General features: G+C 70.5%; 12 protein-coding genes. 6 read left to right on the top strand and 6 right to left on the bottom strand.

Annotated elements, in window-relative coordinates; genetic code table 11:
- Positions 1 to 51: 51 nt before the first annotated feature.
- Together QSK25_RS06150 and QSK25_RS06145 are read left to right on the top strand one after the other, a co-directional pair.
- Entirely contained in the window at positions 52 to 924 is an 873-nt protein-coding gene (locus QSK25_RS06150; protein ID WP_285634340.1) for a fumarylacetoacetate hydrolase family protein, read from the top strand.
- A 31-nt stretch (positions 925 to 955) separates the two neighbouring features.
- The gene (locus QSK25_RS06145; RefSeq protein WP_285634337.1) at positions 956 to 1,783 is read left to right on the top strand and encodes a PaaX family transcriptional regulator; all 828 of its coding nucleotides are present in this window, start codon (positions 956 to 958) and stop codon (positions 1,781 to 1,783) included.
- 4 nt (positions 1,784 to 1,787) lie between these two features.
- Here the strand turns inward: QSK25_RS06145 and QSK25_RS06140 are convergent, their stop codons facing one another.
- Positions 1,788 to 2,342 (bottom strand): M15 family metallopeptidase, encoded by a 555-nt coding sequence (locus QSK25_RS06140; RefSeq protein WP_285634333.1) that lies wholly within the window; start codon positions 2,340 to 2,342, stop codon positions 1,788 to 1,790.
- A gap of 101 nt (positions 2,343 to 2,443) precedes the next feature.
- Between QSK25_RS06140 and QSK25_RS06135 the strand changes: the two genes are divergently transcribed.
- Positions 2,444 to 2,929 (top strand): glutathione peroxidase, encoded by a 486-nt coding sequence (locus QSK25_RS06135; protein ID WP_285634330.1) that lies wholly within the window; start codon positions 2,444 to 2,446, stop codon positions 2,927 to 2,929.
- Here the strand turns inward: QSK25_RS06135 and QSK25_RS06130 are convergent.
- The gene (locus QSK25_RS06130; protein WP_285634327.1) at positions 2,926 to 4,227 is read right to left on the bottom strand and encodes an MFS transporter; all 1,302 of its coding nucleotides are present in this window, start codon (positions 4,225 to 4,227) and stop codon (positions 2,926 to 2,928) included. The two genes, QSK25_RS06135 and QSK25_RS06130, sit on opposite strands and share 4 nt — an antisense overlap.
- A gap of 166 nt (positions 4,228 to 4,393) precedes the next feature.
- Here QSK25_RS06130 and QSK25_RS06125 point away from each other — a divergent pair, with 166 nt between their 5' ends.
- Together QSK25_RS06125 and QSK25_RS06120 are read left to right on the top strand one after the other, a co-directional pair.
- A complete protein-coding gene (locus QSK25_RS06125) occupies positions 4,394 to 5,512 on the top strand; it encodes a carboxylesterase family protein (RefSeq protein WP_285634324.1) in 1,119 nt (372 codons plus the stop codon).
- A gap of 93 nt (positions 5,513 to 5,605) precedes the next feature.
- A complete protein-coding gene (locus QSK25_RS06120) occupies positions 5,606 to 6,451 on the top strand; it encodes an AfsR/SARP family transcriptional regulator (RefSeq protein ID WP_285634321.1) in 846 nt (281 codons plus the stop codon).
- Here the strand turns inward: QSK25_RS06120 and QSK25_RS06115 are convergent.
- From QSK25_RS06115 to QSK25_RS06105, 3 genes are read right to left on the bottom strand one after another with little or no spacing between them, the layout of a single operon-like run.
- Positions 6,422 to 6,940 (bottom strand): flavin reductase family protein, encoded by a 519-nt coding sequence (locus QSK25_RS06115; RefSeq protein WP_285634318.1) that lies wholly within the window; start codon positions 6,938 to 6,940, stop codon positions 6,422 to 6,424. The two genes, QSK25_RS06120 and QSK25_RS06115, sit on opposite strands and share 30 nt — an antisense overlap.
- Before the next feature lie 10 nt (positions 6,941 to 6,950).
- Entirely contained in the window at positions 6,951 to 9,035 is a 2,085-nt protein-coding gene (locus QSK25_RS06110) for a tetratricopeptide repeat protein (protein WP_285634315.1), read from the bottom strand.
- A gap of 11 nt (positions 9,036 to 9,046) precedes the next feature.
- Positions 9,047 to 10,252, bottom strand: coding sequence for a hypothetical protein (locus QSK25_RS06105; RefSeq protein WP_285634311.1), 1,206 nt, complete (start codon positions 10,250 to 10,252; stop codon positions 9,047 to 9,049).
- A gap of 424 nt (positions 10,253 to 10,676) precedes the next feature.
- Between QSK25_RS06105 and QSK25_RS06100 the strand changes: the two genes are divergently transcribed.
- Complete coding sequence (locus QSK25_RS06100) at positions 10,677 to 11,597, top strand: LysR substrate-binding domain-containing protein (RefSeq protein ID WP_285634308.1); 921 nt, start codon at positions 10,677 to 10,679, stop codon at positions 11,595 to 11,597.
- Here the strand turns inward: QSK25_RS06100 and QSK25_RS06095 are convergent.
- A complete protein-coding gene (locus QSK25_RS06095) occupies positions 11,594 to 12,571 on the bottom strand; it encodes an amidohydrolase family protein (RefSeq protein WP_285634305.1) in 978 nt (325 codons plus the stop codon). The genes QSK25_RS06100 and QSK25_RS06095 overlap by 4 nt on opposite strands.
- Between the last annotated feature and the right edge of the window lie 2 nt (positions 12,572 to 12,573).

Here is a 12,573-nt window from a genome sequence, read left to right as displayed (position 1 = left end):
GTCGTTTCCACGATCACCGAAATGTTCACGCGATATCGGAGGGGTGCCGGAGTGAAGCTCGCGTCTGTGTCCGTCGGCGGTGTGCGCCGCGGGGGTGTCGTCGACGAGGCGGACCGTGTCGTCTCGCTGATGTCCGTCTCGGTGGACGAGGTGGTGCGCGGCGCGCCCGTCGAGCTCACCGGCGAGGTCGTGCCACTGGACGGCCTGCTGTCCCCGGTGGGGCGCTTCAACCGGGACGTCCTGTGCACCGGCTGGAACTACTGGGACCACTTCGAGGAGTCGGCGGGCAAGCGCGAGGGCCAGGACCCGGCGTCCCGCCCGCTGCGGCCGACGTTCTTCACCAAGGGCCCGGACACCGTGATCGGCCCGTCCGACCCGATCGCGTTCGACCCGACCGTGTCCCGGCAATGGGACTACGAAGCGGAGATCGCGATGGTCATCGGCCTGGACGGCCGTTCGATCCCCGAGGAGAAGGCGCTCGACCACGTCTTCGGGTTCCTCGTCGCCAACGACGTCTCGCAGCGCGACCTGCAACGCGCGCACGGCGGCCAGTGGCTCAAGGGCAAGAGCCTCGACGCCACCATGCCGCTCGGCCCGTGGCTGACCACCCTCGACGAGATCGCGGACCTCACGGCGTTGCGGGTGCGGTGCGAGCTCAACGGGGTGCTGGTGCAGGACGCGTCGAGCGCGCAGATGGCGTTCCCGTTCGCGCAGATCATCGCCGAACTCAGCCAGGGCATGACGCTGCGCGCCGGGGACGTGATCCTGACCGGCACCCCGAGCGGGGTCGGCAACGCCCGCGAGCCGCAGGTGTTCCTGCAGGACGGCGACGTGGTCGTGACGCGGGTCAGCGGGCTCGGCGAGCTGCGCAACACCGTCACGCTGACGGACCTCGCGAGCCCGGGCGTTAAGCTCGCGACCTGATCAAGGAGGAAGACCGCTGAACGTCGCGGACATGACCGTCGAAGCCGCGGCTCCCGCCGTACGCGACCGGCTGGGCCCGCTCATCATCACGATCTTCGGCCTCTACGCGCGCACGGAGCACAACTGGCTCTCCGTGGCGTCGGTCGTGCAGCTCATGGCCGACCTGGGCGTCGAGGGCCAGGCGGTCCGCTCGTCGATCTCGCGGTTGAAGCGCCGGGGTGTCGTCGTGGCCGAACGCCGCGACGGCGCCGCCGGCTACGTGCTGGCCGAATCCACCCTCGAAACCCTGGCCGAGGGCGACACCCGCATCTTCGAACGCCGCCGCGCCACCGCCGAAGACGGCTGGCTGGTCGTGGTGTTCTCGGTGCCGGAGTCCGAACGCGACAAGCGGCACGCCCTGCGCACCAGCCTCACCCAGCTCGGCTTCGGCACCGCCGCACCGGGCGTGTGGGTCGCGCCCGGCAACCTCGCCACCGAGACCCGCCGCACCCTGGAACGCCGCGGCCTGGCCGAGTACGTCGACATCTTCACCGGTCAGCACTTCGCGTTCGGCGACCTGCGCTCCAAGGTGCGCACCTGGTGGGACCTCGACGAACTCGCGGACCTCTACGCGGACTTCCTGCGCCGCCACCGCCCGTTCGTCGACGCCGGCGCCACCACGCCGGAACAGGCGTTCCAGCTGTACGTGCCGATGCTCACCGCGTGGCGCCGCCTGCCGTACAGCGACCCGGGCCTGCCGTTGTCGCTGCTGCCGCCGGGGTGGAACGGCGTGACGGCGGAGGCGTTGTTCGAGCAGCTCAACACGACGCTGAGCGCCCCGGCCCGCGAGCACGCGCAGACCGTGATCCACCGCAGCTGACCGGTCAGGCGTTGCTCTTCGGCTGCGGGCACGGCTCGCCCGGCGTCGTGAGCAGCTCGAAGTGCCACATCTCGTTGGCGTAGGCCTGGCACAGCCCGTAGTCGGAGCCGTGCTGGATGAGCCAGTCGTCGGCGTTCGTCGGCCCGATGTCGATGGCCTTGCCCGTGACGTGCGCGGACTTGTCCGGCGGGTGCACCCACCGCAACGCCTCCTCCTCGCTGCGGTAGAGGTCGATGGCCTGGTCCAGCAACCGCTGCTGGTACTCCTTGCTGCGCCACCCGGACGTCACCCGGAACTCCACGCGGCTCTTCGCGTCCGCCGCCGCCTTGCGCACCGCCGCGAGCAGCGCGGGGTCGAGGTTGGCGATCGCGGCGTGCTGGTCGTCGTCCAGCGAGATGCTCTGCCCCTCGGGGATGCTGCCGTCCCCGGCGACAGCCCTCCCGCTCGGCGCACCGGCATCCACCCCCGCGCCGGTCGCGCCGCCCGGCGAACTTCCCGGCGAGCACCCCGCGAGCACCGCCACCACCACTACCGCGATCCACAGTCCCTTACCAGCCACGACACCGAGCCTGACGGAGCGATGTCGCCGGACCGCACGCGCGACGTGCACGTTGTGTGCTGGTTGTGTAACGGCTCTGCCCCATCAACTAGGTTCGAGTCATGGAGATCTACGACATCCCGGTCCACACCCTCGCGGGCGAGCCCGGCGACCTCGGCGCGCTCAAGGGGAAGGTCGCGCTCGTCGTCAACGTCGCCTCGCGCTGCGGCCTCACCCCGCAGTACGCGGGCCTGGAGCGGCTGCAGGAGAAGTACGGGGCCGAGGGCTTCTCCGTGGTCGGCTTCCCGTGCAACCAGTTCATGGGCCAGGAGCCGGGCACGTCGGAGGAGATCGCCACGTTCTGCTCCACGACCTACGGGGTGTCGTTCCCGCTGTTCGAGAAGATCGAGGTCAACGGCCCGGACCAGCACCCGGTCTACCGGGAGCTGACCCAGCACGCCGACGCCGACGGCACCGCCGGTGACGTCCAGTGGAACTTCGAGAAGTTCCTGGTCTCGCGGGACGGGCAGGTGCTCGGCCGGTTCCGCCCGCGCACCGAGCCCGAGGACGCCTCGATCACCGAGGCGATCGAGGCCGCCCTGCGCTAGGCGGTGACCGGAGCGTCCACCCTGCGCGAGACCGGTGACGTCCGGAACGCCAGTACGGCGGCCAGCAGGCTCAGCGCGCACACCGCCGTGATGTAGGCGCTGACGCCGGTCGTGGCACCGGTCTCGTTCAGGATCGCGGTGGACACCAGCGGCGCCAGGCCGCCGCCGAGCAGCGCCGCGAGTTGCAGCAGCAGGGACGAGCCGGAGTAGCGGACGTTCGCCGAGAACGTGTCCGCGACGATCGCTCCCTGCACGCAGTGGGTGACCGGGATGATCAGGCCCATGCCGACCAGGGCCAGCACGATGACGGCCGTGTTCTTCGTGTTGAGCAACGGGAAGAACGCGGCCGCCCACACCAGCAGCGCCACCGAACCCCACACGAACATGCCGCGCCGCCCGCGACGGTCCGCAATGGACGTCCACACCGGAATCGTGAGGAACCACAAGGCAGCCGCCACGGTCACGGTGATCAGCAGGAACTGCCGGTTCAGCCCCAGTTGCGCGGTGCCGTAGGAGAGGCTGAACACCAGGAACAGGTACGCCACGGCGGAGTTCGCGATGCTGAGCACCAGGGTCGGCACGAGCTTGCCCGCGCCGACGGACAGCGCCTCCTTCAGGGGGAAGCGCACGATCTCGTGGCGTTCGACGGCCTTCGCGAACGACGGGGTCTCGGTCACGCGCAGGCGGATGACCAGGCCGACGACGACCAGCGCGGCGCTGAGCAGGAACGGGATCCGCCAGCCCCACGACGTGAAGGCCGCGGCGGGCATCACCGTGCTGGTGATCAGGAAGACGGTCTTGGCCAGCACCAGACCGGCCGGCGTGCCCATCTGGGGGAAGCCCGCGTAGCGGTTGCGCTGGTCCGGCGGCGCGTGTTCCAGGGCCATCAGGTTCGCGCCGGCGTTCTCGCCGCCGAGGCCGATGCCCTGCACGACGCGCAACGCGACCAGCAGGATCGGGGCCCACACGCCGATGGTGGCGAAGCCGGGCAGCACGCCGATGAGCGTCGAACCGATTCCCATCAGCACCAACGACACCACGAGCGTCATCTTGCGGCCGATGCGGTCGCCGTAGTGGCCGAAGACGAGGCCGCCGAGCGGGCGGGCGATGAACCCGACGGCGAACGTGCTGAACGCGGCCAGCGTGCCCGCCGCCGGGGACAGCGACGGGAAGAACTGCTTGTTGAAGATCAGCGCGGAAGCCGTGCCGTACAGGAAGAAGTCGTACCACTCCAGCGTCGCGCCGGTGAGTGTCGCGAGCGCGACCTTCCGTTGCGACGTGGCGCCTCGTTCACTCATGGTGGCCTGCCCGGGTCGGGGTTGACGGGGTTGTGTTGGCCGAAAGCGTGACCCCGGTCGCACAGCCGCACAAATGCCGATCAGCGCCCTCGCCATGCCCGCACGGCTATACCGGCTGCCGGAATCCGCATTTGCCGTGCAGGACGCGAGGCGCGACGGTGGTCCGGTGACAGTCCGAACCGGTCCCCTGCGCTACGCCACCGCTGCCCGCTTCGCCCCACCCGTGCGCGCACGCACCGAGAAATCCTCCGGACAGATCTGCCCGCAGCCGCGCTCGCGGCTCGAGGCCGTGATGGGGCCGCCGCTCGATCCGCGGCCGCAGGGCGAGGACTGCCTGAACCTGTCGATCTCGACACCCGCGCTCGACAACGGCAGGCGCCCGGTGCTGGTGTGGCTGCACGGCGGCGGGTTCAGCAGCGGGGCGGGCCTGCTCGACTGGTACGACGGGTCGGCGTTGTCCGCAGAGGGCGATGTCGTGGTGGTGAGCGTCAACTACCGTTTGGGCGCGTTGGGTTTCCTCGTCGCGCAGGACGTGAGCGACGGCAACCTCGGCCTGCTCGACCAGGCCGAGGCGTTGCGGTGGGTGCGCGACAACATCGCCCGCTTCGGCGGCGACCCCGGGCAGGTGACGGTGTTCGGGCAGTCGGCGGGCGCGCTGTCGGCCCTGCTGCTGCTCGACCACCCCGAGCGGTTGTTCCGGCGCGCGGTGTTGCAGAGCCTGCCGCACGGCGTCGAACCGTTGGCCCACAACGAGGCCGCCGGGACCGGTACCGCGTTCAGCGCGCTGCTGCGCGGACTCGTGCACTCCCGCTCCCCCGCCGACCTGCTCGCGGCCCAGGCACACGTCGCCGGGCGTTACCGAGGTGTGTCCATGCCGTTCCGGCCGGTCGTCACGCCGTGGGAGCCACAGGACTTGACCGGTGTCGAGATCGTTCACGGGTGGAACGCCGACGAGATGACGGCGTTCGGCGGCGACCGCACCGGCGGCGTGTTCGCGGACCCCGACTTCGCCCGGCGCGTGGAGGAACGCGGCGCGCGGGTGTTCACCTACTACAACGCCTGGCGCCCGGCCGGCTCCGCCTACGGGGCCACGCACTGCGTCGAGTTGCCGCTCCTGCTGGGGTCCGCACGGGCCTGGGCCGGTTCGCCCATGCTCGGACAGACGCCGTGGGAGCACGTGAAGCAGTTCGGCCGCGCACTGCGCTCCTCGTGGATCTCCTTTGCCAGGAACGGGATCCCCGGCCCGACGCACGGCCTCCCGATCACCTGGCGGGGTGTGCCATAAGACGGACCGGCAGTTTCGAGGTGACCACTATCTAACTGACCGTCGCCTGATGAACACTCTCGGAGTCGGACATACCGGGAGGCGGCGATTCACGTGACAACGGGAGAAGAACCGCCGCGGTTCCGGGTCCTCGGCACGTTCGAGGTGACGCGGGGCAGCCGCCGGTGCACGCCGACGGCGTTGAAGCAGCGCGCGCTGCTGGCGTTGCTCGCCTTGCACGCCAACGAGTTCGTGCCGACGAGTCGCATCGTGGACCAGCTGTGGACGCGGGGCGCGCCCAGGTCCGCGATCGCCGCGCTGCACGGGTACGTCACGTCGGTGCGGCGCGTCCTCGCCCCCGGCTGGAACTCGCGCACCACGCACCCCGTGCTCAACACCCGCCCCTCGGGCTACGTCCTCAGCCTGGACCCCGACCAGCTCGACCTGACCAGGTTCCGCGAACTGGCGCGTCAGGGGCAACTGGCCATGTCCACCAACGACTGCCGGTACGCGCGGGAGAAGTTCGCCGCCGCGCTGGCGTTGTGGCGCGGCGCCCCGCTCGCGGACCTGCGCGAGACCGGCATCTTCGAGCACGACATCGCGCGGCTGGAGAAGGAGTACCTCGAACTGCTGCGCAACAGGTTCGACGTGATGCTGTGCAACGGCGACGGGCACCAGGCCGTGTTCGACCTCGAGGAGCTGTGCCGGACCTACCCGTTGTGGGAACGCTTCCACGAACAGCTGATGCTGGCGCTGTGCCAGGCGGAACGCCGGGCGGACGCGTTGACGGCCTACGCGCGGGCGTACCGGCTGCTCACGAGTCAGGCCGGGATCGAACCGGGACCGCGGCTGCGCGCCATGCACCAGGTGATCCTCAACGGCGAGGACCCGTTCGACCGGGAGCACCGGCACGAACGGGTGCTCACCGGGCTACAGCTGGCGCACACCGTTTCCCCTTAGCCTCCAGTCGAAGAGGCGGCGGTAGAACACCAGCGGCTCGGCCTCGCGGACCTCGGCCCGCGTCACCTCACCGATCAGGATCGTGTGATCGCCGTGGTCCAGCACGGCGGAAGCGGTGCACCGCAGGTAGATCGGCGCGGCGCAGAGGCGGGGCACCGACCCGTCCCACTCCCACCCGATCTCGGCGAACTTGTCGGCGCCCCGGCTCGCGAACGTCCGCGCCGTGCGCTCCTGCGCGCTGCCGAGCACGTGCACACCGAACTCCGCGCAGTGCGTCAAGGGCTCGCGGCACCGCGACGCGTGGTCGACCACCACGAGCACGGAAGGTGGATCCACACTGTACGAACAGATCGAGGACACGAGCAGCCCGCACGGCCGCCCGGTCTCCTGCCGCGTCGTGACGACGGCGAGGCCGGAGACCAGCCGGCTCATGGCGTCGGTGAACGCGGCCACCGGTGCTCCGGTGGCCACGTTCTCCGTTGCTGTCACGGCGTTTCCCCTAGCTGACCGACGCCGCGGCGCAGAGTTCCCTGCGCTCGCGGGCGTCCTCGTCGTCGGTCACCGCGAGCACCGCGTCGTAGTCGAGGATCGCGGCCGCGAGTTCGCCGGACTCCTCATAGGCGATCGCGCGGTTGTAGCGGACCTCCGGGTTGTCGTCGAGCGTCAACGCCCGGCTCAGGTAGCTGATCGCGTCGGTCAGTTCGCCGGAGGCCACCGCGATCGAGCCGCGGATCGCCCACGCCTCGGCCAGCTTGCCGTTGCGCTGCACCGCCTGCGCCAACGCCTCGGAGGCCGCCGCGTACTCGTCCTGCTCGACCAGCAGCTGGCCCTTGAGGCACAACAGGTGCGCGTTGTCCGGGGCCAGCTCCAGCGCGGCGGCGACATCGCGCCACGCCCCGTCGACGTCGCCGTTCGCCAGCAGGTGCCCGGCGCGGTTGATGCGCGCGTCGACGTGCTTGGGGTCGAGTTCGATGACGTAACCGAAGTCCGCCATCGCACCCTCGACGTCGCCGAGCGCCAGCCGTGCGTCGCCGATGTTGTAGTAGGCCTCGGGGAACGGCGGCGAGAGCCGCAACGCCTCGCGGTAGGCCTCGATCGCCTCCTCGTCCCTGCCGAGCTTGCGCAGCACGTTGCCGACGTTGAAGTGGTGCTCGGGGAAGTTCGGGTCGCGTTCGAGCACGTAGCTGTAGTCGGCGAGCGCCTCGTCGAGCCTGCCCATCGCGCCGTAGACCTGTGCCCGGTTGTAGCGCAGCACGAGGCGGTGCAGCACCTGCTCGTCCGGTTCGAGGTCGCGGTCGAGCCGCGCGATCCCCTCGTTGACGAGGTCGAGCGCCACCTGCGGCTTCTGCTCGCGGACCTCGACCAGCGCGAGGCCGTTGCGGGTGAAGACGGACTGGAACGCTTCCATCTTCGGGTCGGTCAGCTGGGACGCGAGCGCGATGGCGAGGTTCATCCAAGCCCGTGCGCGCACGTAGTCGCGTTCGGCCTCGGAGTAGTGCCGCGCGTGCAGCATGGCCGTGGAGTAGGCCAGTTCCAGGTGCACCCCCGCGTCCGTGGAGGCGGCGCGGCCCTCGACGTAGAGCGTCTCGGCCTCGGCGGCGCGCCCGACGGCGGCCAGCACGATGCCCGTCTGGAACGTGAGGTGCCACCACAGGTCCGGGTCGGTCTCGCGGTCCGCCGCCGCCCGGCCGCGCAGCCCGTGGTCCGCCGCGGCCTGGTAGAGCCCGACCTTGTGGCAGTGGTCCAGCGCCACCCGCAACGCCTGCGCGCCGGCTCCCGCCGGGTCGCTGCCGTGCTCCAGGTGGAACGGGATCGCGCCGAGCCGCAGCGAGAAGTCCTCGGACTCGGCGAGTTCCTCGGCTCGTGCGTCGTGCAGCGCGGCGCGGGTCTCGGCCGGCAGTTCCAGGTACGCGGCGAGCAGGCGCGGGTCGTCCGCCGTGCCGTCACTGTCCACATAGGCCTGGGCGGGGTTCTCGGCCACCGGCTGCTCTGCGACGGGCTCGGCGTCGACGATCCGGGTGTGGGCGGCGATCGTCTGCGCCAGCGACACGTCGACCTCGCCGCGCGGGTCGGCTAGCGGCTCCCGGCTCGTGCCGACGACGACGGTCAGGTCCGGGATGTCGCCACGCCGCAACAGGACCGCGATGAACTCCTGGTCGGACGCGTCGGCCTCGTGCGCGTTCTCGATCACGAGCGTGCGCGGCCCGCCGCCGAGGGTGGCGAGGTAGTCGCGCAGCAGTTCCGCCAGGCCGTTCGCGATGTTGCGGGTGTGCAGCCGCGAGTAGTAGCGGGTGCGTTCGCTGTCCTGCACGGCCCATTCGAGGGTGTGCCAGGCGCTCGGCACCCGCCCGGCGAGCTCCGGCGTGGTCGTCAGCAGCTCGATGTTGTGCCGCTCCCCCAGGTCCGGGCAGCGTTCCAGCAGGTCGTCGGCGATCTGGCGGAACAACGCGCCCGCAGCCGTGTACGGTCCGCGCAGCCGCCGGTGGGCGTCGAGGACCGCCCAGACCGGCGGCAGCTCCAGTGCGGCGAGGGCGTGGGCCCGGTCGCGCCGCCGGTCGGCGCGGATCCAGAAGCGGCTGTCCATGGTGCGTCCTTTCAGTGAATGACGTGGTGCAGACGACGGTCGCGGCGCGCCTTGACCCGTTCGCGGACCATGAGCCAGCCGAGCACCGCGCACTGCACGACCGCCGCGGTGCCGAAGACGATCGAGTCGAGCAACTGGGCCGTCGGCACGCCGTCCCCGGTGAGCCGCCCGACGACACCGGTGACGAACCGGTAGAGCACGGGCGCGCCGGCCAGCACGAACGTCGTGAGGCTCGCGGTGTACCCGACGACGACGAGCCACGAGTACCAGCGCCCGACCTTGCGGTCGACGGGGTGCAGCAGCTCCTCGTCCGTCTCCGGCCGCCCGAACACCCGCCGCACCCGGTTCCGGAAGATCTGCAACGCGGCGCCGTGCAGGTCGACGCACCCGAGCACGGTGCTGACGAGCACGTACACGTCGGTGCGCAGGTACAGGAAGAACTGCCAGATCACCCGCAGCAGCGCGGCGAACGCCACGGCCAGCAGGAACTGCCCGAGCCCGGACAGCGACCCGTCGGGGTGCCGCGTGAGGTCGGCCGCGACGGTGCACGCCGCGATCCCGAGCACGTCCGCGAGCAGCCCGGCCACGATGGGCAGGTACCGCTGTCTCCTGGGCACGGCCACGAGCCCGTCGAGCGAGGTCTCCAGCACGATGAAGTAGAGCCGCCGCCCTATTCGCAGCCTCGATCGCACCCCGAGCCGCCGTCCCGCGAGCGCGTGGAACGACTCGTGCAGGAACAGCAGCGGAACGGCGGCGAGGAACAATCCGACCTGAATGACCGTGTAATAGTCGGAGAAGAAGATGTTGTGATAGGTGGGCCTCAAATCCGCGTTGAACACCATCGCGGAGAGTCCCCAAATCACCAAAGCCGCGTAAACCACCCACGCCGGTTTCGAGAACAACGCCTTCCCGAGACCGCTGAATCGCACGGGCGCCTTCTCCGCGGCCACCTCACCGGTTCCGCGGACGAGGTCGAGTTCCTCCAGCCCGGCGAGCACGTCCTCGACGTCGACCTCTTCGCCGTACTCGCGCTCGAACCACTCCGCCGCCTCGCGCGGGGTGTCGCCGTCGACCAGCCGCCGCACGAGTGCGGCGCCCTCACCGGGGAAGATGCCGTACGAGTCGACGTCGGCCCTGCCGATCGTCACCTCGTCGCCGTCCTCCAGGAACACCAGCGGGTGCAACGGCACCGGCCGGTCCAGATCGAACTCGGTCACGACGTTCCTCCCCTGCGCCGAAGTCGGATGCGCTGGGCGCGCGAGCCCAGCGCATCCGCGTCCCGCCTTAGGCCGGCTTGACGTTGTACTGCGAGCAGGCGGCCGCCGTGAGGCGGACCGGGCCGACCTTGCGAATCGTGATTCGCTTCATCTTGGCCTTGGGCTTCTGCATGAGTGCTCCTCCCTCCGATGAACTTCGAACAACGAGGAGTCTGCCCGCGCACACCAAGAAAGCTCCAAAGGAGCTCCAAAATCGATTTGGGCCCACCTGGGCAACGAAAAGCGAATGGGCAGTATCGCCGCGATCGGGCCGGAGAGCAGCAGGCGCCGCGCCCTCGAAGCCACCAGCCGACGCCCCGCCCCTGCGCCCTCCCACCCGGCGCGGGACACCGTCCCCCGCACCCCCGGCACGTAAGGTCGGATCGTGAAAACGCCCCGGCTGCTCGACGGCAGGCTGAAGCTGCGCCACCTCGTGCTGCTGGACGCGCTCCTGCGCCAGGGCACCGTCGTCGGCGCGGCCGCCGCCCTGCACGTCACCCAGCCCGTCGTCACCCGCGGCCTGCACGAACTCGAGGAGATCCTCGGCGTCACGCTCTTCGACCGCGGCCCGCGCGGCATCACGCCCACGGTCTACGGGTCGGCGTTCGGCGAGCACGCCAGGGCCGTCCTGGCCCAGCTCAACGAAGCGGGCCGGCACCTGGTCGAACTCGCCGAAGCCGAACGCGGCACGGTCGTGGTCGGCACGCACCTGGCCGGTACCAACGTGTTGCTGCCCAGGGCCATCACCGCGATGAAGCGCCGCCGGCCCAACCTGACGGTGATCGTGCGGGAGGCGGCGCCGGAGCCGATGCTCGTGGACCTGGCGGCCGGGCGCGTCGACATGATCGTCGGGCGGCTCACGGCACCGTCGGACGAGCAGCTCGAACGGCGCAGGCTCTACGACGAGGCGGTGCACCTCGTCGTGCGGACCACACATCCGCTGGCGAACCGCGAGGTGGGTCCCGCCGACCTCGCGAAGCACCCGTGGATCATGCCGGGCGCGGAAACGGTGCTGCGGCGCGAACTGGAGCAGTTCTTCGCGCGCCACGAGATCGCCCTGCCGGTGAACCGGGTGGAGACGACGTCGTACCTGATCGTGCGGGAACTGCTGGTGGAGAACGACTTCATCGCCGCGCTGCCGAGTCTGATCACGGTCGACGACGACCGGCTGACCCGGCTCAACGTCCAGCTCGACCAGGTGGGGCACAGCGTGGGGCTGACCCTGCCCTCCCGCACGCTGAGCCCGTCCGCCGAGGCGTTCATCGAGTGCCTGACGGAGATCGCGTCCGACATGGACGGTCGCTAACCGAGGAAACGCAAGGCGTTGCCGCGCTGGATCAACGCCCGCTGGTCCTCGCTCAGGAACCCGCTCTTCGTCACGACCTCGCCGACCGGCCGCTCCCCCAGCGGGTACGGGTAGTCGCTGCCGACCAGCACCCGCTCGGCCCCGACCGTGTCGACGAGCAGCCGCAGCGCGCGTTCGTCGAACACCACCGAGTCGACGTAGAACCGGCCGAGGTAGTGCGATGGCGGGAACTCGGACGTGCCGATCACGTCGTGGCGCTGGTGCCACGCGTTCTCGGTGCGTCCCAGCCAGAACGCGAACGAACCGCCACCGTGCGCGAAGCAGATCCGCAGGCGCGAGTCGATCCGGTCGAACACGCCGCCGAGGATCAGCGCGAGCACGGACAGGTGCGTCTCGGCGGGCATGCCGGTCAGCCACTGCGCCATCCACCGGTCGTTGCGCGGCGTGCTCGCCATGTCCCACGGGTGCACGAACACCGGCACGTCCAGCGACGCCGCGTGCTGCAGGAACGTGACCACGCCCTCGCTGTCCAGGTCGAGGTCCCCGACGTGGTTGCCGATCTCGACACCGCGATGGCCGTTGGCGAGGGACCGTTCCAGTTCGCGGCACGCCTCGTCCGGGTCCTGCAGCGGCACCTGGCAGAACGGGATCAGCCGGTCAGGCGCGGGTGCCACGATCTCCAGCGCGAGGTCGTTGAAGATCCGCGCGACCTCGACGGCCTCGGCAGGCGGGAGGCCGTAGGAGAAGAACGCCGGCGTGGGCGAGACGACCTGCGCGTCCACGCCGTCGGCGTCCATGTCCGCGAGCCGCAGCGAGGCGTCCCAGCAGTTCGACCGGATGCGCCGGAACTCGCGGGTGCCCATCATGATCACCGCGTCGGACGCCGACTCGACCCGCAGCCACGGCGCCTCGGCACCGGGCAGTGCCGGCCAGGCCTGCGGGACGTGGTGCGTGTGGACGTCGATGGTGCCCATGC

It is taken from the genome of Lentzea sp. NBRC 102530 (assembly GCF_030269365.1).
Classification (GTDB): domain Bacteria; phylum Actinomycetota; class Actinomycetes; order Mycobacteriales; family Pseudonocardiaceae; genus Lentzea.
Note: the sequence above shows the minus strand (reverse complement) of the source record. Positions and strands in the feature narration are given on the sequence as shown.

Excerpts from the sequence above, each read along its gene's own strand:
- QSK25_RS06135 (WP_285634330.1), top strand. The coding sequence starts at position 2,444 with ATGGAGATCTACGACATCCCGGTCCACACCCTCGCGGGCGAGCCCGGC.
- QSK25_RS06130 (WP_285634327.1), bottom strand. The coding sequence starts at position 4,227 with ATGAGTGAACGAGGCGCCACGTCGCAACGGAAGGTCGCGCTCGCGACA.
- QSK25_RS06145 (WP_285634337.1), top strand. The coding sequence starts at position 956 with ATGACCGTCGAAGCCGCGGCTCCCGCCGTACGCGACCGGCTGGGCCCG.
- QSK25_RS06110 (WP_285634315.1), bottom strand. The coding sequence starts at position 9,035 with ATGGACAGCCGCTTCTGGATCCGCGCCGACCGGCGGCGCGACCGGGCC.
- QSK25_RS06095 (WP_285634305.1), bottom strand. The coding sequence starts at position 12,571 with ATGGGCACCATCGACGTCCACACGCACCACGTCCCGCAGGCCTGGCCG.